The organism is Rhodococcus sp. DN22 (genome assembly GCF_036669995.1).
GTDB classification, from domain to species: domain Bacteria; phylum Actinomycetota; class Actinomycetes; order Mycobacteriales; family Mycobacteriaceae; genus Rhodococcus_F; species Rhodococcus_F erythropolis.
This window is the reverse complement of sequence record NZ_CP133326.1, coordinates 5858617-5881112: the sequence shown is the minus strand read 5'-3', so window position 1 is coordinate 5881112 and position 22496 is coordinate 5858617. Positions and strand designations below refer to the sequence as shown.

The following is a 22496-nucleotide window of genomic DNA, read 5'->3' as shown; positions in this document are numbered from 1 at the left end:
TAGTCCATCGCACAAGGAGCGAGGCGCCGGTGCGATGCGGCGCCTCGCCCGAGTGCCTGCAGCCGCGGAGCCGGAAGTGCTTGCGGTGGTTGCCGAGTTGGCACGACGACTCGACGAGCGCAGCGCCGACATCGCGCGTGAGATGGCCTTCATGATGGCTCACGAAATCGACCAATTGGATGCAGACGCCAAATTGCTCGAAATGCTCGAGGCCAGCGTGCAGGGAAACATCACGACGATCATCCACGTATTGGCCAACGACATTCCGATCGATCATCTCCAACCCACGACTGCTGCAGTGGAATACGCGCTGCGTCTGGCGCAGCGGGATGTCCCGTCCAACTCCCTTGTCCGGGCCTATCACATGGGCCAAGGCGATCTGATGCGGATCTGTCACGACGAGATCAGCACACTGGATATTCCGGCGCGACTCACTTTGGCTGTCCTGAAACACACTTCGGACGTGGTCTACAGCTACATCGACTGGATCACGCTCTACGTCTTCGACGCGTACGAGCGGGAACGCAGTCGATGGATGGCAGCGCAGGGAAACCTCCATTCGGCCGCAATCCACGCCCTCCTGTCCGGCACCAACGCAGATACCGCTGCTTTCGAAGCGGAGACCGGGTACCGCCTGGGTCAGAACCACGTCGCCCTGGTGGTCTGGTCGACGTGGGATGCCGACGTCATGGGCATCAATACGCTGGACCGACTCGTACGTGATCTCGGCGCAGCGGCGGGAGCGGACAAGCCGCCGATCATCACCGCCATCGATCGACGCACGGTGTGGGCGTGGCTGCCGTTCGGTCGCCGGGTGCCTGCGCCGGATCCGGAGGTTCTCGCGGCGGCAGTGCCGTTGGACGGCGGGGCGCGGGTGGCAATCGGACTGCCGGGGTCAGGGGTCGACGGTTTCAAACGGTCCCACGAACAGGCAACCGCCGCCTATTCGGTTGCTGCCGTCCCGGATACACCGCAGCGACCTGTGGTGAGCTTCGGAGACCGCGGCGTCGCTGTGGTTTCACTTCTGTCCGAGAACATCGATTCGACGAAGTCATGGGTCTGGGAGGTGCTTGGCCCGTTGGCGGAAGATACGCCCTCTGCTGCATCCTTGCGGACGACGTTGAGTGTGTACTTTGCACATGGTGAAAGTCATCTGCACACTGCCAATCACATGAATCTGCACCGGAATACGGTGAAGTATCGCATCAACAAGGCGCTCGGCGATCCAGTTGCTGCCGGCCGAGACAAGTTGGATCTTGCTCTGGCCCTGCAGGTTTGTGAGTTGTTGGGCAGATCGGTCTTGCGCCCCGCGCGAACGTCGTGAGTTGTGGAAAGTTGTGGACGCGCCACGGCCTGTGGGCTCCGTATCGGGTTTTGATGTCCGATGCGGAGCCTGGCCGTGTTCTGTTGTCGCCAAAGAGGTTTGACCCCTCAGGTTTTGAAGGTGGTGTTCGCGGGCCGCGGTTGCTGCCCGGGGTCGATCGAGGGCGGCGGGACGAACCAGGGTTTGTTGTCGACACCGATGCGGATTTCCCATTTCCCGACGAACCCGGATTTTCGGTGCATCAATCGATGATGTGAACGGCACAGCAGCACCAGGTTGTTCATCACCGTCGGGCCACCGTTGGCCCAGTGCCGGATATGGTGCGCATCCGTCCAGGCAGGCACACATGAACACCCCGGGAACGCGCAACCCCTGTCTCGGGCGATCAACGCCACTCGCTGTTCGGGGGTGACCAATCGTTTTCCGGGTTTCGCATCGAGCGGTACGCCGTGATCGTCGAGCAGGACGGTGGAGAGGAAGCAGTCGCAGCCGAGGAGTCTGGTCTGTGATACGGACAGTGGTCCGAGCCAGGGCATGTGCCCGACATCAAGATCGGCCAGGTCCAGAGAGTCGTCATCACCCGAATCCGAAGACTGTGCGGCACAATCCCGATGCTCCGCCAGATCCCGAGCATTGATGTGCACGTTCACATGCGGACGCTGACCACCATCGGTACCGGTTTTCGCGCAGTCCAGGTAACGGCGGATCAGTTCGGTGAACCCGTCCGCCGTGCGCTTCGCCGTCGACCGAGCATCCGGGGTTCCATCGGGTGCCGGGGTGGGCATCGTCAGATTCGACAACGCCGACAGCAGCATTTCCCCGGTCAGGGCGTCGAAATCGCCGCGCACCACCACCCGACCGTTCAATGTCGACGCGATCCGCAACTCATTGAGATCGACATCCTCGGCGGGCGGGATCTCATCCGATTCGAACAACCTCTCCAACGTCGCGATCACGTTCCGCACTTTCGTCGTCGTCGCCTCCACACCCGACGCAGCCGCAAGCAGTAGGTCGATACAGCGAGGGAGCGCGGCGTCCGGCATGCCTTTCGGGGGTGACTCACAGAACGCCACGATCAACACAGCATGATCGAACGAACAATCCCCGCAATCGAACCGAGCCGCCACAGCCGGAAACGGCCGCAACGCTGCACCCAGCGCGGCGATCTTCTTCCCGTCCCGGACCTGCAGCATCGTGTTGGCCGCCAACCACGCACCCACACCGCGGCTCGCAATCACCTGATCATCCGGACGCATCGACAGTTCGTCGACCACCGCCACTCGAACGGCTTCCAGGCGCAGAATCTCCGCGCTCGCCGACACCGCAGCCGCACGTAACTCAGAAGCAGGTAACTGCCACAGACGTCCGCGTAACCCCACCGCAGAACCAGACACCACGTCCGACAACAAGACACTCATTGAATCCCCCGATCCCCTCCCCAAATCATATTCGAATATGTGTTCGAGTCAAGCGGTCATTCACCAACGAATCGGCCTGACTCTGTGATGTCAGCGGGTTGTCATACTGTGGTCGAGTGACTTCGCCGTGGACAGCTGGGCAGGTGGCGTCGGTAGCTCCCGACGCCGCATCGCTGGCCGCTGCGCGCAAGTTGGCTGGTTCGTGGAGCCATGCCGGCAACAGGGGTCTCGCGCTCTGGGGGCTGTGTCAGGGCAGCGGCTCGAAGCCGTATCAAGCAGTGGTCGACCTGCGGGGCCCTGCATACAAGTGCTCGTGCCCCAGTCGAAAGTTTCCGTGCAAACATGCTCTGGGGCTGTTGGTGGAATGGTCGGAAGGGCGTGTGCCGTCGGCGGACGAGCCCGCCGACTTCGCGGCAGAGTGGTTGTTGCGCCGCGAGGAGAAGGCCGAGACCCGCGGCGAAAGGGCTGAGACCGGCGACGAGGCTCCCAAGAGGGCTCCCGACCCGGCGACAGCGCAGAAGCGCGCCGACCGCGTTGCGAGCGGTCTCGTCGAATTGGACCTGTGGATCACCGATCAGATTCGCAGTGGTCTGGCAGCGATGGACACATCCTGGGCGGGCTTCGACGCAGTAGCTGCTCGAATGGTGGATGCTCAGGCGCCTGGTGTCGCAGGCACACTTCGAGCCTTGGCGGGCACCGTTGCGTCTACCGAGAACTGGCCCGAGAAAGTCCTCGACGAGTTGGCTCGGTTGCACCTGCTGGTTGCTGCGCATCAGAAGCTGTCCGAGTTGCCGGAAGATCTTGCCTATTCGGTGAAAGCACACGTCGGCTATCCGGTCTCAACCGAGAGTGTGATGGAATCGATTCCGGTGAAAGAGAACTGGATGATTCTCGGTTCCGGGATCACCGAGGAGAAGCGACTGTTCACCCGAACGGTGTGGATGCTCGGCAGGAATTCGAAGCGGTGGGCCATGCTGCTCGACTTCTCCCACGGGTCGGCCAATTTTGCCACCGAAACGCCGCCAGTCGGGTTTCTGCTCAACGCCGATGTTCATTTCTATCCTGGTGCCGCGGCATTGCGGGCGCGGATAGGGGTCACGCACGGAGAACCGGAGCCCTTCACAACCATGCCGTTCGGAAGCATCGACACTGCGTTGCAGCAGTTTACCGATGCCCTCGCCGCGGATCCATGGTTGCGCTCGTGGCCGGCAGTGATCAGTTCGGTGGTCCCGTCGTTCGTCGACGGATCATGGTTTGTCGTCGACGAATCGGGCACAGCGCTTCGGGCAGAGGGTGATTCGGATCTTCTGTGGAAGTTGCTCGGCATTTCCGGCGGTTACCCGGTCACAGTCTGCGGAACGTGGAACGCGCTGGCTCTTACTCCGATCTCGGTTTTCACGGGAGGGCAGGTGATCGTGCTGTGAGTACATTGATCTCAGCGGCGCTCCTTGGGACAGCCAGAACAGCAACAACATTCGAGGAGCTGCCGGCTGAAGTGCGTGGCTACGCTCGCGAACTCGACGGCGATCCTGCCGAGATGCTTCTCGCAGGAGCAGCGTTGGAGAGGGCGTACCGCCGTGGTGGTGCGGGCTCCACCACGGCGGCGGTGCCGACACCTGCGCCAGACGATGTTCGATTCACGCTGCCGGAATCCTCATCGGCGCATCTGCTGTCGATGCTCGCGGCCAAGGCGACCTTGCTCGACGAATGGTTCGCAGTCGCGTTGGAGCACAATTACCGTGCGCCTGATCATCTGGTCGCCGGGTTGCTTTCTTTTGCACGTGCAAGTGAAGCTCACCGGGAGAGCATCCTGCAGATTGTCGGCGAGCGTGGTCGATGGCTTGCCGCGCAAAACCCCGAGTGGAGCAAACTCGTCCGAACCAGGGATGCCAACCCGGACGTGTGGCGTCACGGAAGTTCGTCGCAGCGCACACAGTGGCTGATAGACACTCGTCGAACAGATCCCGCGCTGGCGCTGGCCGAACTCCGAAAGTCCTGGGGCACCGAGCGGGGCGAACAGAAGGCTGCCTTCGTCGCGGCGCTGGCAAACGGACTGAGTGCGGATGATCAACCATTGTTGGAGGAAGCCCTCGACGACCGTCGCAAGGACGTGCGACGCGCGGCAGTGGAAGTACTCGGACAACTCCCCGAATCGGAGTTCGGGGAGAGAATGGCTGCTCGGGTTCGGAAATGGGTGCGGGTGGAACGGAAACTCGTTCGGTCCACGCTCGTCATCGTCCCGCCTGAGGAAGTCGATTCAGCGGCGAGGCGAGACGGCATCGAAGACCGGCCGAATCCACACACCGACTATCGTGCCGAGTATGTGCGTCAGGCGATCAGTTCTGCGCCGTTGTCTCTGTGGAACAACATGATCGGTGGACCAGGCAAGGTCTTGGGGATGGGCGTTGACGGAAGCTGGGAGCCGATCCTTCACGACGCGTGGTCCACCGCCGCAGTCGCGCAGAACAATACGGAATGGGCGCTGGAACTCTTTCGTATGCGCGGCACCGCAACCGATCGACGCGTGCTCCCGTTGGTGCAGGCCAAGGCGCTGGCTGATCTGTTGAGGTCCGGAAACGGCGACGCCAACGTTCTGCACCCGGGCCGGGCAGCGATCTACGACGCTCTGCGAGGTCCATGGCCCGAGGACATCACCCGGGCAGTGGTAGCCCAGTGGGAACGAGTTGCGGCCAGACGTGCCGACGGAGGCGCCAAGGCCGGCGAATTCTCACGCTACAAGTACGTCGCATCGCTGCGCCTGGCCGAGACTCGATTTCCTTACAGCGCAGTAACTTTGCTGGAGCGTGCGGCGGAGCGTGCTCGTGACCCCGACTGGCGGCAAACCTTCGCCAGAACTGCCAGTGCCATCACCCACCGCAAGACTCTGCTCGAGGAGCTCAAGTGACTGACAGCGTAACCGTGCCCACCACGGAACCGGAAAAGCTCGCGCAACCGGCAAAGCTGATGCGGCCCCACGCAGAGCAGGAGTACGCGCTCGAACTCGAAGCACTGGCCGCGCAGGATGCTCGTCCGCGTCCACCGTCGTGGAACTTGTCGCCCTGGGCCGTCGTGACGTATCTGTTGGGTGGCACTCTCGACGACGGAACCGTCATTTCGCCGAAGTACGTCGGTCCACGGCGGTTGATGGAAGTGGCCGTCGCAACTCTTGCCACCGACCGGGCGCTACTGCTGTTGGGGGTTCCCGGTACGGCCAAGACCTGGGTCTCCGAACACCTTTCGGCCGCAATCTCGGGTGCGTCGACGCTCCTGGTTCAAGGCACGTCGGGTACGCCCGAGGAAGCTATCCGCTACGGCTGGAACTACGCACGTCTTCTCTCCGAGGGGCCGACCGCCGGTGCGCTGGTGCCTTCTCCCGTGATGACGGCGATGGAAACCGGGAAGATCGCCCGCGTTGAAGAGTTGACGCGTATCCCGGCCGACGTGCAGGACGCTCTCATCACCATTCTCTCCGAGAAGACGTTGCCGGTGCCGGAACTGGGCATCGAGGTGCAGGCAGCCAAGGGCTTCAATCTGATCGCTACCGCCAACGATCGCGATCGCGGTGTCAACGATCTGTCGTCCGCACTGCGTCGACGGTTCAATACCGTAGTCCTCCCGTTGCCGGCCAGCGAGGAAGACGAGGTGGCCATCGTGGCACGTCGAGTCGAACAGCTGGGCGCAGCACTGGAATTGCCGACAACCCCCGCAGCAGCCGAGGAAATTCGCCGGGTCGTCACCGTGTTCCGGGAACTGCGATCAGGCGCGACCACCGACGGCCGCACCAAGTTGAAGTCCCCGTCCGGAACTCTGTCGACGGCGGAGGCGATCTCGGTGGTCACCAACGGTTTGGCGTTGTCTGCGCATTTCGGGGACGGCGTACTGCGGGCATCCGACGTCGCTGCCGGAATCCTGGGTTCGGTGATCAAGGATCCGGTCGCAGACAAGGTGGTGTGGAACGAGTACCTCGAGGCAGTAGTGCGTGAACGCGGCGAGTGGTCCGATTTCTACCGGGCGTGCCGCGAGGTCACCGGGTGACCATCGTGATTCCGGACCTGCGTGTCCGGGTCTTCGGTATCCGTCACCACGGCCCGGGATCTGCTCGTTCGGTTCGGCAGGGTCTGGAAGAGTTCTCGCCTGACGTCGTCCTGATCGAAGGGCCTTCGGACGCAGACCCGTTGGTGATGCTGGCGGCGTCGGAATCGATGAAACCGCCGATTGCGTTGCTCGCGTACGCCACTGGCGAGCCGTCGAAGGCGGCCTTCTGGCCGTTTGCGGTGTTCTCACCCGAATGGCAAGCGCTGCAGTGGGCTGCGAAGAACGGTGTGCAGGCACGGTTCTGCGATCTGCCCGCCTTCAACGTGTTGGCGGATCAGGGGATTCGTACTGTCCGCGAGGGCGATCCTCTGTCGGAACTGGCCGCGGCCGCGGGTTTCGACGACACCGAACGCTGGTGGGATTCGGTGATCGAATCGAGCTCGGGCGCAGATTCTTTCGATGCGATCACCGAGGCGATGGAGGCGCTGCGTGAGACAGTGCCGATCGACGAGGAGACAGCGCATCGCGAAGCGTACATGCGTCAGGTGCTGCGAAAGACGTTGAAAGATGGCGCTGAGCGGGTAGCGGTCGTCTGCGGAGCCTGGCACGCGCCGGCGTTGGTCGGAGCCTTGGGGCCGGCGGCACCCGATGCTCGCATCCTCAAAGGAATGTCCAAGGTCAAGACCTCGCTGACGTGGGTTCCCTGGACTCACTCACGTCTGGCATCGGCATCGGGTTACGGCGCCGGAATCACCTCGCCGGGCTGGTATCACCACCTGTTCACCGCGAACGACAAGACGATCACGCGGTGGCTCACCAAAGTTGCGCGGGTGCTCAGGGACGAGGACCTTCCGATCTCGAGTGCTCACGTCATCGAAGCTGTCCGGTTGGCAGATACGTTGGCGGCACTGCGTTCTCGACCCTTGGCGGGATTGTCGGAGGTCACCGAGGCAACGAGGTCGGTGATGTGCGACGGGAACGACGTTCTTCTGGATCTGATCACGCGAAGATTGGTTGTGGGCGAAGCGCTGGGCGCGGTGCCCGAAGAAACTCCGACGGTTCCGCTCGAAGCAGACCTGCGAGCACGTTCAAAGACTTTGCGGCTCAGACAACAAGCGGGAGCCAAGAATCTCGATCTGGACCTGCGACGCGATATCGACGTCGAGCGTTCCCAGTTCCTGCACCGACTGGGGATCCTCGAGATCGATTGGGGGACCCCGGCCGACAGTGAGGTCCGTTCCACCGGAACGTTCCGGGAGACTTGGGCGCTGCAATGGAAGCCCGAATTCTCGGTCTCGGTGATCGAGGCGTCGCTGTGGGGCACGACGGTGGCTGCAGCGGCAACATCACGTGTCGTCTCGAAGATCAACGAGCCGGACATCTCTCTCGCGTCACTGATCGGACTACTGGAGAACTCGCTCCTGGCGAACCTGCCGGCAGCGTTGTCCGCTGTGCTGGAAAGTGTGAAAACGGTTGCGGCACTAGATCATGACGTGTCGCACCTGATGGCGGCGCTGCCCACGCTGACGCGAACGCTGCGGTACGGCGATGTGCGCGGAACCGACGTGTCGGCATTGGTCGACGTCGCCGACAGCCTGTTGATCCGCATTTGCACCGGCCTCGTAGTCGCCGTCACGGGCCTGGACGATCCCAGTGCCGAGGAGTTTCGCGAACACCTCGACAAGGTTCACTCGGCAGTCATGGTTCGTGACGATCGCGATGCGAGCGCACGGTGGCTGCAGGCCATGGCCGGCGTGATCGACCGTGACGACGTCAACGGATTACTCGTCGGCCGGATGGTGCGGCTACTGCGCGACAGCGGTTCGATCACGGAAACCGCTGCAGCCCAGCGCTTGTCTCGGGCCCTGTCCGTGGGAAGCACGCCGACCGCCAAAGCCGGGTGGGTCGACGGGTTTCTCGGTGGAGGAGGGCTTGTGCTCGTTCACGATCGAGCGTTGCTCACGCTGATCGACACGTGGGTTCGCCAACTTCGTGAGCAGGACTTCATCGACACGCTTCCACTGCTTCGACGTACGTTCGGAGCGTTCGAGGCGGGGGAGCGTCGAGCGATCGGTCAGGCGGTCAGAGGTGGACGACGCGTCGAAACGACAGTGGAGACCGATGCTCGACGCGGCAGAGCGGCAATGGCGGTCGTTGCGGACATCTTGGGGGTGGGCGCATGAGCGACGACGATCAGCGCCTTCGACGCTGGAGACTGATGCTCGGGGAATCCGCCGAAGAATCGACGGGTGGGCTGGGCCAACCGGGCGAGCGTCGAATGGATGCAGCTCTTGCCGCACTCTACGATTCGTCCGGCCCGACCAAGGGGCGACGCCGCTCAGCCGGATTGGGGGCGTCGGCTCCGTCCGTCGCCAGATGGCTCGGCGATATCCGGACGTACTTTCCCAGCACGGTGGTGCAGGTGATGCAGAAGGACGCGATCGACCGACTGGGTTTGGCGCAGTTGCTGCTCGAACCGGAACTGCTCGATGCCGTCGAGCCCGATGTGCATCTGGTCGGGACGCTGCTGAGCCTCAACCAGGTCATGCCGGAGGCCAGCAAGGCCACTGCTCGAATGGTCGTCGGCAAGGTGGTTCGGGAAGTCGAAGAGCGAATCGCGCAGAAAACGAAGGCCGCAGTGACCGGGGCACTCAATCGTTCGGCCAGAACGTCGAATCCGAAGTTGCGTGACATCGACTGGGACCGAACCATCCGAGCAAATCTGTCGCACTACCTTCCGGAGTATCGAACCGTCGTCCCCGAGCGGCTCGTCGGATACGGCCGCAAGTCGAAATCCGTGCAGCGCGACGTAGTCCTGGCGATCGACCAATCGGGTTCGATGGCGTCCAGCGTCGTCTACGCGTCCGTGTTCGGCGCGGTGTTGGCGTCGATGCAGGCGCTGAAGACTTCGCTCGTGGTTTTCGACACTGCCGTCGTCGACTTGACGGACAAACTGTCCGATCCAGTCGACGTCCTTTTCGGGACCCAACTTGGTGGGGGCACGGACATCAACCGCGCTATCGCGTACAGCCAGTCACTGATCTCGCGTCCTGCCGAGTCGATGTTCGTTCTGATCTCGGACCTCTACGAGGGCGGTATTCGCAACGAGATGTTGCGCCGGATGGCCGCCATGAAGAACTCCGGCGTTCAAGTCGTGGTTCTACTGGCACTCTCGGACGACGGGGCACCGTCGTTCGATCACGACAATGCAGCGTCGCTGAGTGCCCTCGGGATTCCCGCGTTTGCGTGCACGCCGGACAAGTTTCCGGAACTGCTGGCGGTGGCTCTGGAACGCGGGGACGTGTCGGCTTGGGCGAATCAGCTCAGCCTCGAACAGCACTGACCGGTCTGCTTCGAGGACCTGAACACCGGGTACACCCGCACGATGGGTGACGGACAGGTTGCTGGTTCGACGACGCAAGCGGGTTCAGGACTGGTTCTCACGGTGTTGGCATCCAGCCAATTCCTGATGACCTTGGACAGTTCGGTCATGAACGTTTCGATGGCAACCGTCGCCGAGGACGTCGGCACGAGCATCACCGGTATTCAAACCGCGATCACGCTGTACACCCTGGTCATGGCGACGCTGATGATCACGGGCAGCAAGCTGGGGTCGATGATGGGTCGTCGCCGGGCCTTCGCGCTCGGCTTGATCATCTACGGCGCTGGTTCTCTGACAACGGCGCTCGCTCCCAATCTTGCGGTCCTGCTGATCGGATGGTCGTTCCTCGAAGGCGTCGGTGCGGCACTCATCATGCCCGCGATCGTCGCGCTCGTCGCCACCAACTTTCCGGCGCAGAAGCGCCCGGCTGCCTACGGTCTGGTCGCTGCCGCCGGCGCGATGGCCGTGGCGGTCGGGCCGCTGATCGGCGGCGCCGCGACGACATTTGCGTCATGGCGTTACGTGTTCGTCGGCGAAGTCGTGATCGTTGTCCTGATCTTGCTGGTGCTGAGCAAGGTGGTCGACGTCCCACCGTCGAAGTCGCGCCTCGACTACGTCGGATCGATCTTGTCTGTGGTCGGGCTGGGCATGATCGTCTTCGGCGTACTGCGCTCGAGCGAGTGGGGTTGGGTGCAGGCCAAACCCGACGGACCGCAGTTGGTCGGGCTTTCCCCGGTGGTGTGGCTGCTGATCGCCGGGCTCCTGGTCGTGTACGGATTCCTGCGCTGGGAGGGACGCCTGGCCGCTGCGGGGAAGGAGCCGTTGCTTGATCCGGCGATGCTGCGAAACCGCGAGCTCAGTGGCGGGCTGTCGATGTTCTTCGCGCAGTTTCTGGTGCAGGCGGGCGTGTTCTTCGCGGTTCCTTTGTTCTTGTCCGTAGTTCTGGAACTCAGCGCTCTCGAGACCGGAATTCGCATCCTGCCGTTGTCGGCGGCGCTCGTCGTGGCGGCGATCGGTATTCCGAAGCTACGGCCTACCGCGAACCCGCGACGCGTGGTCCGAGTCGGATTGTTGGTCATGGTCGTCGGCATTCTGATGCTCGTTGCAGGCATGGACCCCGGCGCCAATGCGGCGATCGTGATGATTCCCATGCTGTTCATGGGTTTCGGCTTGGGGTGCCTGTCTTCGCAGCTCGGAGCCGTCACGGTGTCCTCGGTCCCGGACGAGCGCAGCACCGAGGTCGGCGGGTTGCAGAACACCGCCACCAACCTCGGCGCTTCCTTGGGAACTGCCCTGATCGGATCGGTTCTCATTGCCACTCTCACGACGTCGGCGATCGCCGGAATCGAAGACAATCCGGCGGTTCCGACATCGGTGCAGCAGCAAGCGAGCACCGACATGGCCTCGGGCGTGCCGTTCCTGTCGACGACGCAACTCCGATCCGCTCTCGATGACGCCGGCGTCGCCGAGTCCACGGCGGATGCGATCGTGGACGTGAACGAAGAAGCCAGGCTGGACGCGTTGCGTGTCGCTTTTGCCGTGGCAGCGCTGCTCGCAATCGCCGCGTTGTTCCCGACCGCTCGAATCCCCCGCGTCGCGGTCGGCGACAAACGTGGTTCGAGCTAAGAATCAGCAATCGCGAATCGACCTGGACGATCGACGGAACGACCTCTGGATATAGTGATCTGCGCACAATCGATTCGTCAGATGGCTACCGTTGTGAAGGAAACAAGCAGCGAGTCTGAAACACTGACGTTTCACCGGATAAGGGTTCGGTGGGGAGCCAGGGGAGGTTCGGATGGCCAGGCGAGCGGATTCGACGCCCGCTGATGGCGCCTGCGCAGATGTCGGGATGCCTCGCTGATGAGCCGTCCGAGTCGATTGGGCAGGCAAGATCCTGCTTCGGAGGCCGACTGCAACAGCCTGTTTCGCCGTCAGATAGACGAAGCTGCAGCCGTCGCGCCGTTCGCCAATCTTGCGTACATGGCGAGTTTGGTCGTGATTCTGACCTACACCGTCCCGCCCGGACGTCAGACGCTCAGGTGGTTGGGTGGCGCCCTCATCTTTCTCGTCCTCGCGAATTCGATCCGAGTATGGATTCCCCTTCGCTGGCGGCCGTCGAAGCACACCCCGCGCTACGACTACGTGGGTCTGCTCGTCGAAGTGATCGTGGTCGCGACCCTCGACGTCACACTTTTCGCTCTGCTCTTTCACGACATGGACGTCTTCCGCGACTTGGTTCTGATCGCGACGATGGCCGGGATCATGGGCGCCGGGACCGTGACGTTCTCGAGTCTGAGATCGGTGAGCCTGACCTGGATCTACATTCACGGCCTCGGCGTCTTCACTGTTCTCGTCGTCCACGCCGAACCCCACTTTCGCATACTTGCGATTCAGTTGTGCATCTACATGTTTGCGCTCACCGTAGGGGCGGTCTATCTGTCGGCCTCTTTCCAGAGACGTTGTCTCGCAGAGTTTCAGGCGGAATCCGAGCGTCAGACTGTGGCGTTGTTGCTCGACGGTTTCGAGGGCGGTTCCCGCGACTGGCTGTGGGAGTGCGACACCAACGGCCGGTTCTCCCACACCTCGGCACGTCTCGCCGAGGTCGCAGGTATGACGGTGGACGAGTTGCAGCAACTCACCTTCGGACAACTCCTCACCAGACTCCAGATCGCATCGAGTCCGGAGGGGCGTGCGGCCGCGGCCCAGATGATCGACAAACTCGAATCGAGTGCTCCCTTCCGGGACACTGTCGTGCCGGTGCATGTCGACGGTAGGCGACGCTGGTGGTCTCTTTCCGGCAATCCACGGGTCCTCGAATCCGGCGTGATTCTGGGTTGGCGCGGTGTCGGTTCCGACATCACGGAGAGGTATGTCCACGAGCAGGAGATCCTTCGCCTTGCGGCCACCGACTCGTTGACCGGGTTACCGAACCGTCGTGCGTTCGGAGTGGCGCTCGAGGAAGCGATCGATTCCCGCGTGCCGGAGAAGCAGGTTCTCGTCGGGATTCTCGACCTCGACAACTTCAAATCGGTGAACGACACCCTTGGCCATCCGATCGGGGACCAATTACTTCTCGAAGTCACGAAACGCCTTCGCGACGTGATCGGTTCGGACATGTGCTCGCGGATGGGCGGTGACGAATTCGGGCTGATCGTCTGCACCTCTTCGCGCGACGATCCCGGTGTGATCTTCGATCGGTACCTGGAAGTGCTGCACGAACCATTCTTTGTCGAAGGCAATCGGATCGAAGTGCGGGCCACGATCGGTTACTCGAGCGCGCCCGAGGATTCGACGGACGCCGACGGATTGGTGATGCTGGCGGATCTGGCTCTGTACGAGGCGAAGTCGACGGGACGCAATCGAGTGGGTAAGTTCTCACCGCTGCTGCGGGCGAGGGCATCGGCGCGGGCGACGGCGTTGCACGAGCTGGACAGAGGGATCGAGGAAGGGCAGTTCGATCTCCATTACCAGCCTCAGGTCGACACTCAGACCGGTGAAGTGGTGGCCTTCGAGGCTCTTCTTCGGTGGAACCATCCCAGCCGCGGCCTCATCGGGCCCAGCCAGTTCATCTCGGTGGCGGAGGAAACCGGAATGATCATTCCCCTCGGCGCGCAGGCAATGGCGATGGCGACCGCCGCTGCTGCGGGGTGGCCGACCGGAATTGGCGTCTCGGTCAACGTTTCACCAGTGCAGTTGGTGTCGCGAGAGTTCGGTGCGATGGTGAAGAAAGCGCTGACGGATTCGGGCTTGCCTCCGCAACTGCTGCAGCTCGAAATCACCGAGACAGGTGTTGTGGACGATCGCGCGATCCGGGATCTCTACAAGCTGCGTGAGCTCGGGGTTACCGTCGCACTCGACGATTTCGGCACCGGCTATTCGTCCTTCGCCACGCTCCAGAGACTTCCAATCGACGTTCTCAAGATCGATCGCATGCTGGTCACCGACTCGGACGATCCGAAGATGTCCGTGGTGAAGTCCATTGTCGAATTGGCCGCGGCCCTCGGTATGAAATCGTTGGCCGAGGGCGTGGAGACCATCGAGCAGTTCCGCCGCGTCCAGTGGGTCGGGTGTGACCTGGTCCAGGGTTACCACATCAGCAAGGCTCTGACCGCTGAGCGCGTCGATGTGTATCTTGCCGCGACGGACACGGAAACCGGGCGCAGCGTCCACCCACTTACGTGGCTGTGAATCAGATCTGAGCCGAGCGGATCGTATTACCGCCTGCCGCCTTCGCTTGATACATCATCGAATCCGCGACATTTGTCGCCGCCAGGATTGCGGAAGCACCGCCGCTCCACGCCTTCGATTCGGCGGTCATCATCACCGCTCCGACGCTCACCGTTGTGGGGATCGCGTCGGAACAATCCGACAGCGCCGCGTTTATCCCTTCGATCAACAGGGTTGTCGATTCGGGATTGCCGGCGATGACGGCCAGGTATTCTTCCCCGCCGGTTCGAGCGATGACTCCGCGTTCGCCGAGATGTGTGCTCAATCGGTTCGCGGTTCTCCTGATGACATGATCGCCTTCGGCATGACCGTGAAGATCATTCACCGTTTTGAATTTGTCGATATCGACGACGATGAAGGCGAGAGATGAAGAATCGTCTCGGGCGCTCTCGAAGAGATCGCCGACTGCCCCTTCCAGTCCCCGACGGTTGAACAGTCCAGTGAGGGGATCCCGGTCCGAATACTGGGCATCGCGGTAGAGAGTGCGCCAAGTCAGGTGCGCAAAAATGGGAACGAGTGTGACAGCTCCGAAAAGAACGGTGCCGCGGGCCAGAAGCGTCGTGATATCGACGTCGCCTTCCAGATATGCAAGAACGAAAACGGTGGTCGTGACGGTCGTCGACCAAACGACATGAGCGACAAGCCACTTTGCGCTGACAAAAAGCGTCGCAAAGGTTCCGGTGACCGCGAAGACGATGCAACCGAACGTCCCGGACGAGCGATCCGGCACCAGGAGGACGGCAGCCGCGATCCCGAGATCTGCGAATATTCCGAATGCAAGCAACCCCCGGCGTCCGGGAAACGGTTGTGTGAACCAGCATGCGGCGATTCCCACACACGTACAGATCATGAAAATCGAAAGAGCTTTGCCGGGGGTGGTCGGCGGCGTATCTGGACCGATCAATTTGTAGAAAGCGGACAGTCCGAAGATGATCGTCATCATTCCGAGCAAGGTTCGGAAGATCGGAATGATTGCCCGGCCGGATCTCTGGTGCTTTATCCACTCGTAGTCGTGTGGTTCGTTGAACCATTCGTGAAGTGTTCGCCAAGAACTGTGCCCCTCGGAGGCGATGACAGGGCTCGGCATGCTGTCCATTTTGCCTTGAATTTAGGTAAAGAGAAAATCTATGTTCGACCGCTTCCATCGGATCGGCTCTTTTCGGGGAAGAGGTTCAATTATCGAGTCGAGCGCTTACTCGATGCTTGTTTCAAGCTTTCTTCGAACTGCTGTGTGCGTTGTTCGAGGCGGTCGCGAACGATCCGACTTTTCGCGTACGAGACTTTCTCACGCCGTAAGCGGCGAGGATGACCCCCAGCGCGACCAGGCTTTGGACGAATTCCGCGCGCGTGGGTTCGTTGAGACCCATTCCCACCAGGATCACGAGAATCAGACCAGTGACCACTATCGGCAGGCCGGGATACAACCAGACACGGAATTTCAGAATCTCGGGGCTTTCGCGTTCCCATCGGCGTCGGAGGCGTAGTTCGGATACACAGATCAGGATGTAAACGAACAAGCAGATTGCGCCCGACGAATTCACGAGGAACAAGAAAATCGTATCCGGCCAGATGTAGCCGGCCGCGATACAGAAGTACCCGGCCACGGTGCAGGCGAGTACGCCCTTCACCGGCACGCCGCGGCTGTTGGTCCGTGTCATCCAGGCCGGCGCGTCGTTGTAGACGGAGAGTGCGAAGAGCATCCGTGACGCCGTGTACAGGCCGGAATTGAGGCAGGACAGCACCGCGACCAGAACCACGAGATTGAGAATGTCGGCGGCGCCGGGAATTCCGAGCAGGTCGAGTGCGGAGATGAACGGAGAATCGCCGACGACGAACGAATCCCACGGCAGCATCGTCACGAGGAGGAAGGTGGCGACAACGAAGAACGCGAGAATGCGGAAGACGACCGTGTTCGTGGCCCGCCTGATCGCTCCGGCGGGTTCGGCGGATTCCGCTGCGGCGATCGTGACCAGCTCGGCTCCGGTCATGGAGAAGATCACGGCGACAACGCCCACCAGTACGGGGGTGAAGCCGTTCGGCAGAAATCCTCCGTGGCCGGTCAGATTGCTGAAATCGACTTCACTGCCGGGCCAGATGCCGAAGACGAACAGACTGCCGAGCACGATGAAGCCGATGATGACGGCGACCTTGATACCCGCAAACCAGTATTCAGCCTCGCCGAAGTTGCTGACGGAGAGAAGATTGACCCCGGTCATCACCAACAGGAGTACCGCTGACATGAGCCAGAGCGGGACACCATGGATCCACCGGGAGAGCAAGGTTGCTCCGACGACGGATTCGATGCCGACGACGATCACCCAGAAATACCAGTAGAGCCAGCCAGTGGTGAAACCCGCCCAGTCGCCCAACGCCATGCGGGCGTATTCGGTGAACGATCCCGTACACGGCTTGGCCACGGCCATTTCGCCGAGCATGCGCATCACCAGGAACACGATGATGCCGCAGATCGCGCACGTGATGACTGCGCCGGGGCCGGCCTGGTTGATGATTCCGCTCAGCCCGACGAAGAAACCGGCGCCGATGACGCCGCCCATGGAAAGCATGGTCAGGTGGCGCTTCTTCAAGCCTGTTTTGAGTGTCGAATGAACGCTGGCGGCTTCGGCTGTTTCGGTGCTGCTGTCGGGCATCTGGGCTCAGCTCCTATTGCATGACGCGATCAGTTCTTTCGGAGAGACGCTAAGCTCATCGTGTGATCCAGAACATGGACTTGATGTACAAATCTGAACTGGAAACTGTCAGTTCTGTCCACTGCCCATTTATCCACTGCCTTTCTATTCACTGCCTTCGGAGGTTCCGGTAATGCCGATGACTGTCCGACGGCTGGCTGCCACCACCTCGCTCGGCCTCACGATCGTTGCCGGTCACGACGACGTGGATCTGTCGATCAGCTGGGCGCACGCAATCGAATTGCAGGATCCGACCCGTTGGCTCGCCGGTGGAGAGCTTGTCATGACGACGGGGCTGCACCTTCCGCGTTCGGCGACAAAGCAATACGAGTACGTCGAGCGCATCGCGCAGACCGGTGCGGTGGCACTGGCGTTCGACACCGGCACCGTGCACGAGAGGGTGCCGGACGCGATCATCAGGGCCGGCGACGAACTGGGTTTTGCCGTGCTTTCCGTCGCCAAGGAGACGCCGTTCATCGCCATTTCGCGGGCCGTGATCGACGAACTGACCGCCGACCAGATACGAACGGTGCAGGCGGTGGTCGACGCGCAGGAGAAGTTGGCGCGTGCCCTGCTCGACGGGGTGCCGGCTCTGATCACTGCCCTGGGTCGAGCCGTTCACGCAGCAGTCTGTGTTCTCGATCGGGACGGCGCGGTGCTGGCTCTGACGGAAGGTGCGAGTTCGTCTCTGCCCGAACGCATCAGGGAGCGATCAGGTAAGGAGCGCAGCCGGATCGTGGTGGACGACGACGGTCACCTGGCCATTCACCGCCTTGCTGTGAGCGGCACGCTGGCCGTGGCGTCCGAGGCCGCCTTGGATCAGTCCGAGCGATTGTTGGTGGGCCACACGGTGTCGCTGTTGACCATCGAGCTTGCCAAGCCGTTGCGGGTTGTCGATGCCGAACAGCGGCTGAGGTTGGCCGTTACGACGATGGTGCGCCAGGCCGGCGGTGACGTCGACGAAAGTCTGTTGCGGTACTTCGGATTCGAATCCGAAACCACGGTGGTGGCAACCGCCTTGACCGATGTCGGACCTTTGCTTGCGGCCACCGACATCACTTCAGCGGCCCTGGAAGAAGAGTCGGTGCCGTACCTGTTGGCCCCGCTGACTGACGGAACCGGTGTGTGGTTCGTCGTGAAAAGTGAAGTTGCGGAGAAGGTCACACGCAGTGTGTACGCGAGAGTTCGGGAGAATTCACGCCGGAGTATCAACGGTGGAATCGGTGGCGTCCGGCCGATGAGCGGTGTTGCGGCCAGTCTGCGCGAGGCCGTCTCTGCTGCCAAAGTGGGGCAGGTCGAAGGACACACGCTCGTTCCGTTCTCGGAGCTCGGGACTTTCAGTCTCTTGTTGAGTGTGCAGTCGAGCGAAGTTCTGCAGTCGATCGCGGCCGGTGGTCTCGGTGTGCTGGAAGGCTACGACGCCGAGAACGGTTCCCGTCTGGTGGACTCGATCGAAGCGTTCCTGCACCACAATGGTCAATGGGAATCCGCTGCAGCGCAATTGGGTGTTCACCGGCACACGCTGCGTAACCGCATGGACAAGGCTGCCGAGTTGATCGGCCGAGATCTCGATTCCGCCCACACCCGGTCCGAGTTGTGGATCGCACTCAAAGCTCGTGAACTGCTGCAGGCGGAATCGAATTCAGATCACGCTCGGCCGCCCCTGAGATAGACGGTGGTGGTGTGAGTGAAGAACTCTCGTGCCGCGTCGCCTTGTTCCTTGGGCCCGTATCCACTCCTCTTCGCACCGCCGAAAGGTACGTGGGGATCAGCGCCCGCCGATTCCGAATTGACGTGCAGGATCCCCACGTCCAGATCGTCGACACCGGCAAGTGCACTGGTCAGGTCTTGCGTGAACAATGCTGCGGACAAACCGAATTCGCCCTCGTTCGCCAAGCGGAATGCGTCTGCGGTTGTTGCTGCCCGCTGCACCGCCAGTACCGGGCCGAAGAGTTCCTCGAACCACAGTTCGGTGCTCGACGGTAGTTCCAGCACTGTCGGTTGGACGTAGTAGCCCGACTGCGGCGCTTCGGCGGTGGCCACAACCCTGGCGCCGCCGTCGACGGCTCGATTGATCCCCTCGATGATCGACTGCTGCGCGTATGCGCTGACCACGGGACCTGTCGTGACGTCGGGATCGAGTGGATCTCCGACTCTCAGTTGCTTGACTTCAACGGTCAGCCTGGCCAGGAATTCCTCGGCGATGGATTCATGGAGCACCAGACGTGAAGTGGCCGTGCATTTCTGGCCGCTTGACCGAAATGCGCCCAGCATCACCTGCTCGACCGCAAGCTCGAGATCTGCGTCGGCAAGTACGACGGCTGCGTTCTTTCCACCCATTTCCGCCTGTACCGGAACTCCGCGCGCTGCAGCAGATCCCGCGATCTTTCGGCCGACGCCGGTGGAACCGGTGAAGGTGACGGCGTCGAGGTCCGGGTGATCGACCAGCGCTTCACCGGCCGCGCTGTCGGCGAGGATCATGTTCAGGACTCCGTCGGGTAGGCCCGCTTCGGTCAGTGCCTGCGCGAGACGGAAGGCCAGAAGGGGCACCGCGGCAGCCGGTTTCCAGACGACGGTGTTTCCGTACACCAAGGCAGGCGCAATCTTCCATGCCGGGATCGCGATCGGGAAGTTGAACGGCGTGACGACGCCTACCACGCCGAGAGGTTTGCGAGTGACGAGAATCTGCTCGCTGCTACGTGGGGAGGAATACACCGTTCCGGTCTCGCGGTCGGCGGCGTTGCCGTAGTAACGCAGAATCTGCGCTGCGCGGCGCACCTCTCCGATACCCTCGGCCAGCGTTTTCCCTTCTTCGCGGGTGAGTTCTTCGCCCCAGGCCTCAGCGTTGGATTCGATGATTTCCGCTGCGCGAGTGAGGTATGCGCCGCGTGCGGACATCGGCAGGCGGGCCCAGTCATTCGCGGCGATGCGGGCGACGCGAACACCGGTCGCCATTTCGGAGGCACCGGCGCGGCCTCCGGTGGCGACAACCTCGTCGGGACGGGCCGGGTTGGTGTCCGTCAGTGTGCCGTCGCTGCCCGTGACCCAAGCTCCGCCGATCAAGCTGCGCACTGCGACGCTCATCGGACTGCGGCCACAGCGTCGCGAAGAATACCGAGTCCTTCGGTCAGCAACTCGTCGGAGATGCTCAGCGGCGGGAGGAAACGGACGACGTTTCCATAGGTGCCGGCGGTGAGCAGAAGGAGACCGTGCGTGTGGGCGTAGCTGACGATCTGGGCGACGGCCTCGCGATTCGGAGCCTTGTCCTCGTCGTGGACGAGTTCGATTGCAATCATGGCGCCGCGTCCACGAATGTCGCCGATTATGTCTGTGTCCGAAGCGATTTCGGACAAACCTGTGGTCAGAATGTCGCCGATGTCCTTGGCGCGGTCGAGGAGCCCTTCCATCTCGATCGTCTCGAAAACTGCCAGGGCGGCCTCGCAGGCAACGGGATTGCCGCTGTACGTACCGCCGATACCACCGGGATGCGCGGCGTCCATGACGTCGGCACGGCCGGTCACGGCGGCGAGTGGCATTCCGCCGGCGAGACCTTTTGCGGTTGTGATGATGTCGGGGACGAAGTCCTCACTCTCGCTGGCGAACCAGGATCCGGTTCGTGCGATACCGGTCTGGACCTCGTCCGCGACGACGAGAATGCCGCGCTCACGGCAGAATTCCGAGATTCGCTTCAGGAATCCCGGAGCGGGAACGATGAAACCGCCCTCACCCTGAATCGGTTCCACGACCACAGCGGCTACCGATTCGGCGCCGATCTGAGTGTCGATCGCAAGACGGAACTGGGCGAATGCTTCGTCGGCCGCGTTTTCGGGGCCGCTCGGCCAACGGTAGGGGTATGCCATCGGAACCCGGTAGACCTCTGGTGCGAACGGGCCGAATGTGGCCTTGTACGGCTGGTTCTTGGCTGTCATCGTCATGGTCATCAACGTGCGACCGTGGAATGCGTGGTCGAAGACGACAACTGCCGGGCGACCGGTGGCGGCACGTGCGTATTTCACGGCGTTCTCGAGCGCTTCGCTGCCGGTGTTGAACAGCGCTGTTCGCTTCTCGTGATCTCCCGGGGTCAGGCGGTTGAGCGCTTCGCAGACCTCGAGGTACCCCTCGTAGGGGTTTGCGAGGAAACACGTATGGGTGAACTGACCGAGCTGGCGCGTGGTGCGTTCGACCACGCGCGGCGCACTGTTTCCGACGGTGGTCACGGCGATGCCGCTGCCGAAGTCGATGAACGAGTTGTCGTCGACGTCGACGACAACTCCTCCGCCCGCTGCGGCAACGTAAATGCTGGATCCGCTGGTCAGCCCGGCCGGCAGTGCGGCGCTCCGGCGCTTTGCCAAAGCGCGCGAGTTGGGGCCGGGCACTTCGGTGACGAGGCGTCGTATCTGGGGAAGGGTCGGTCCACCGATGCACGTTTCCGTGCCGTGCTCGAGAATGGTCATCGCAGTGCCTCCAGTCGTTTTCCGAACTGTAGGACGGCGATGAATGATCCGGACATGGCCGGATTGTCGAGTGGCTTCTATCTCATAGGACGCCGCGTCCAGCAGGTTGTCCAGCAGGTTACTGTGCGAAACTGCCGAGGAATCGTTGCAACAGTGGGTTGTACACCTCAGGGGCTTCCCAGAACGCTGCATGCCCCACACCGGGAATCACGTGATACGTGCCCTCCCAGAGATTCGCGAAGGTCAACGACGCGACATACGACGTGTTCACGAACGGGTCCTCGGCGCCGTCGATCACCGCGAGAGGCACAGACGCCGCTGCAACCAGAGCCTTCTGATCCGATTCGCGGCCGGCGCCGAATGCGTCGAACATGATCTTGCGAGCGCGTCCGTCCGTGCGTATTGCGGCGTCGAGGGCAGCCTGCTCGAAGGGAACGGCGGTCATTCGTGCGTAGAGTTCGGCTTCTTGCACGGTGATGACCTCGGTGCCGCCGATGGACAATCCGTCGCCGGCATTGAAGGCGTCGCCGAGCGTCTCGGGATTTGCCGGCGGCGTACCGGTGATGACGATTCCGGTGAGCCCGGGGAATTTCGCGATCAACTCGAGAGCGATGTGTCCGCCGAGCGACCAGCCGACGACAACGGCTCTTTCGACGCCGAGTTCGGTCAGAACATCGACGATGGCGTCGGCGTAACCGTTCTGCGTGTATGCGGCTTCGGGATCGCTCGCGTCCTCGGAGTCGCCGTGGCCGAGTAGGTCCAGAGTGATCATGCGGTAGTCGCCGGCCCAGTCGGCGTCGACCTGATGACGGAAGATGGAGCGGCTGGCCGAGTTCCCGTGGATGAAGACAACCGGAAAACCGTCGGTGGCACTGTCGTCGACTGCCATGACGCCATGCCGGGTTTCGATCTTGGTGGTTGTCATCGGAATCCTCATCGTTCGAAGTGCACGGTCAGCGGGTATCC

General features: G+C 62.1%; 15 protein-coding genes. 9 read left to right on the top strand and 6 right to left on the bottom strand.

The window, feature by feature from the left end:
• The first annotated feature begins 34 nt into the window (after window positions 1-34).
• Entirely contained in the window at window positions 35-1324 is a 1290-nt protein-coding gene (locus RA302_RS27155; protein WP_030536101.1) for a helix-turn-helix domain-containing protein, read from the top strand.
• Between the two features lie 107 nt (window positions 1325-1431).
• Here RA302_RS27155 and RA302_RS27150 read toward each other — a convergent pair whose 3' ends face one another.
• The gene (locus RA302_RS27150) at window positions 1432-2742 is read right to left on the bottom strand and encodes an HNH endonuclease signature motif containing protein (protein WP_238054092.1); all 1311 of its coding nucleotides are present in this window, start codon (window positions 2740-2742) and stop codon (window positions 1432-1434) included.
• A gap of 116 nt (window positions 2743-2858) precedes the next feature.
• On the opposite strand from RA302_RS27150, the gene RA302_RS27145 reads away from it, so the two are divergent.
• The 7 genes from RA302_RS27145 (at window position 2859) to RA302_RS27115 (ending at window position 14350) form a co-directional block, all read left to right on the top strand.
• Window positions 2859-4166, top strand: coding sequence for an SWIM zinc finger family protein (locus RA302_RS27145; protein WP_030536087.1), 1308 nt, complete (start codon window positions 2859-2861; stop codon window positions 4164-4166).
• Window positions 4163-5647, top strand: a complete 1485-nt coding sequence (locus tag RA302_RS27140) for a DUF5691 domain-containing protein (RefSeq protein ID WP_030536086.1) — start codon at window positions 4163-4165, stop codon at window positions 5645-5647. The genes RA302_RS27145 and RA302_RS27140 overlap by 4 nt, the downstream gene beginning before the upstream one ends.
• A gap of 59 nt (window positions 5648-5706) precedes the next feature.
• Window positions 5707-6777, top strand: a complete 1071-nt coding sequence (locus RA302_RS27135; RefSeq protein ID WP_030536085.1) for an AAA family ATPase — start codon at window positions 5707-5709, stop codon at window positions 6775-6777.
• Entirely contained in the window at window positions 6774-8960 is a 2187-nt protein-coding gene (locus RA302_RS27130; RefSeq protein ID WP_030536084.1) for a DUF5682 family protein, read from the top strand. Before RA302_RS27135 ends, RA302_RS27130 begins: the two co-directional genes overlap by 4 nt.
• Window positions 8957-10120, top strand: a complete 1164-nt coding sequence (locus RA302_RS27125) for a VWA domain-containing protein (RefSeq protein WP_030536083.1) — start codon at window positions 8957-8959, stop codon at window positions 10118-10120. The genes RA302_RS27130 and RA302_RS27125 overlap by 4 nt, the downstream gene beginning before the upstream one ends.
• A 42-nt stretch (window positions 10121-10162) precedes the next feature.
• Window positions 10163-11785, top strand: coding sequence for an MFS transporter (locus RA302_RS27120; RefSeq protein ID WP_030536082.1), 1623 nt, complete (start codon window positions 10163-10165; stop codon window positions 11783-11785).
• 237 nt (window positions 11786-12022) lie between these two features.
• Entirely contained in the window at window positions 12023-14350 is a 2328-nt protein-coding gene (locus tag RA302_RS27115; RefSeq protein WP_007730571.1) for an EAL domain-containing protein, read from the top strand.
• Window position 14351: 1 nt separating this feature from the next.
• Here RA302_RS27115 and RA302_RS27110 read toward each other — a convergent pair whose 3' ends face one another.
• Window positions 14352-15476, bottom strand: coding sequence for a GGDEF domain-containing protein (locus RA302_RS27110; protein ID WP_064113656.1), 1125 nt, complete (start codon window positions 15474-15476; stop codon window positions 14352-14354).
• Between the two features lie 121 nt (window positions 15477-15597).
• On the bottom strand, window positions 15598-17037 hold the full coding sequence (locus RA302_RS27105) for an amino acid permease (RefSeq protein WP_030536080.1): 1440 nt from the start codon (window positions 17035-17037) through the stop codon (window positions 15598-15600).
• Window positions 17038-17215: 178 nt separating this feature from the next.
• On the opposite strand from RA302_RS27105, the gene RA302_RS27100 reads away from it, so the two are divergent.
• Window positions 17216-18748, top strand: coding sequence for a PucR family transcriptional regulator (locus RA302_RS27100; RefSeq protein WP_230793203.1), 1533 nt, complete (start codon window positions 17216-17218; stop codon window positions 18746-18748).
• Here RA302_RS27100 and RA302_RS27095 read toward each other — a convergent pair.
• The 3 genes from RA302_RS27095 to RA302_RS27085 all read right to left on the bottom strand — a co-directional run bounded on the left by RA302_RS27095 (window position 18724) and on the right by RA302_RS27085 (window position 22455).
• Window positions 18724-20160, bottom strand: a complete 1437-nt coding sequence (locus RA302_RS27095) for an aldehyde dehydrogenase family protein (RefSeq protein WP_007730582.1) — start codon at window positions 20158-20160, stop codon at window positions 18724-18726. The two genes, RA302_RS27100 and RA302_RS27095, sit on opposite strands and share 25 nt — an antisense overlap.
• Entirely contained in the window at window positions 20157-21530 is a 1374-nt protein-coding gene (gene gabT / locus RA302_RS27090) for a 4-aminobutyrate--2-oxoglutarate transaminase (RefSeq protein ID WP_030536079.1), read from the bottom strand. Before gabT ends, RA302_RS27095 begins: the two co-directional genes overlap by 4 nt.
• A gap of 118 nt (window positions 21531-21648) precedes the next feature.
• On the bottom strand, window positions 21649-22455 hold the full coding sequence (locus RA302_RS27085) for an alpha/beta hydrolase (RefSeq protein WP_030536078.1): 807 nt from the start codon (window positions 22453-22455) through the stop codon (window positions 21649-21651).
• Window positions 22456-22496: the final 41 nt, after the last annotated feature.

What these genes read in the sequence shown, in the direction of transcription:
- RA302_RS27155 (WP_030536101.1), top strand. Translation starts at nt 35, where the DNA reads ATGCGGCGCCTCGCCCGAGTGCCTGCAGCCGCGGAGCCGGAAGTGCTT.
- RA302_RS27150 (WP_238054092.1), bottom strand. Translation starts at nt 2,742, where the DNA reads ATGAGTGTCTTGTTGTCGGACGTGGTGTCTGGTTCTGCGGTGGGGTTA.
- RA302_RS27135 (WP_030536085.1), top strand. Translation starts at nt 5,707, where the DNA reads ATGCGGCCCCACGCAGAGCAGGAGTACGCGCTCGAACTCGAAGCACTG.
- RA302_RS27125 (WP_030536083.1), top strand. Translation starts at nt 8,957, where the DNA reads ATGAGCGACGACGATCAGCGCCTTCGACGCTGGAGACTGATGCTCGGG.
- RA302_RS27120 (WP_030536082.1), top strand. Translation starts at nt 10,163, where the DNA reads ATGGGTGACGGACAGGTTGCTGGTTCGACGACGCAAGCGGGTTCAGGA.
- RA302_RS27115 (WP_007730571.1), top strand. Translation starts at nt 12,023, where the DNA reads ATGAGCCGTCCGAGTCGATTGGGCAGGCAAGATCCTGCTTCGGAGGCC.
- RA302_RS27110 (WP_064113656.1), bottom strand. Translation starts at nt 15,476, where the DNA reads ATGCCGAGCCCTGTCATCGCCTCCGAGGGGCACAGTTCTTGGCGAACA.
- RA302_RS27105 (WP_030536080.1), bottom strand. Translation starts at nt 17,037, where the DNA reads ATGCCCGACAGCAGCACCGAAACAGCCGAAGCCGCCAGCGTTCATTCG.
- RA302_RS27100 (WP_230793203.1), top strand. Translation starts at nt 17,216, where the DNA reads ATGACTGTCCGACGGCTGGCTGCCACCACCTCGCTCGGCCTCACGATC.
- RA302_RS27095 (WP_007730582.1), bottom strand. Translation starts at nt 20,160, where the DNA reads ATGAGCGTCGCAGTGCGCAGCTTGATCGGCGGAGCTTGGGTCACGGGC.
- gabT (WP_030536079.1), bottom strand. Translation starts at nt 21,530, where the DNA reads ATGACCATTCTCGAGCACGGCACGGAAACGTGCATCGGTGGACCGACC.
- RA302_RS27085 (WP_030536078.1), bottom strand. Translation starts at nt 22,455, where the DNA reads ATGACAACCACCAAGATCGAAACCCGGCATGGCGTCATGGCAGTCGAC.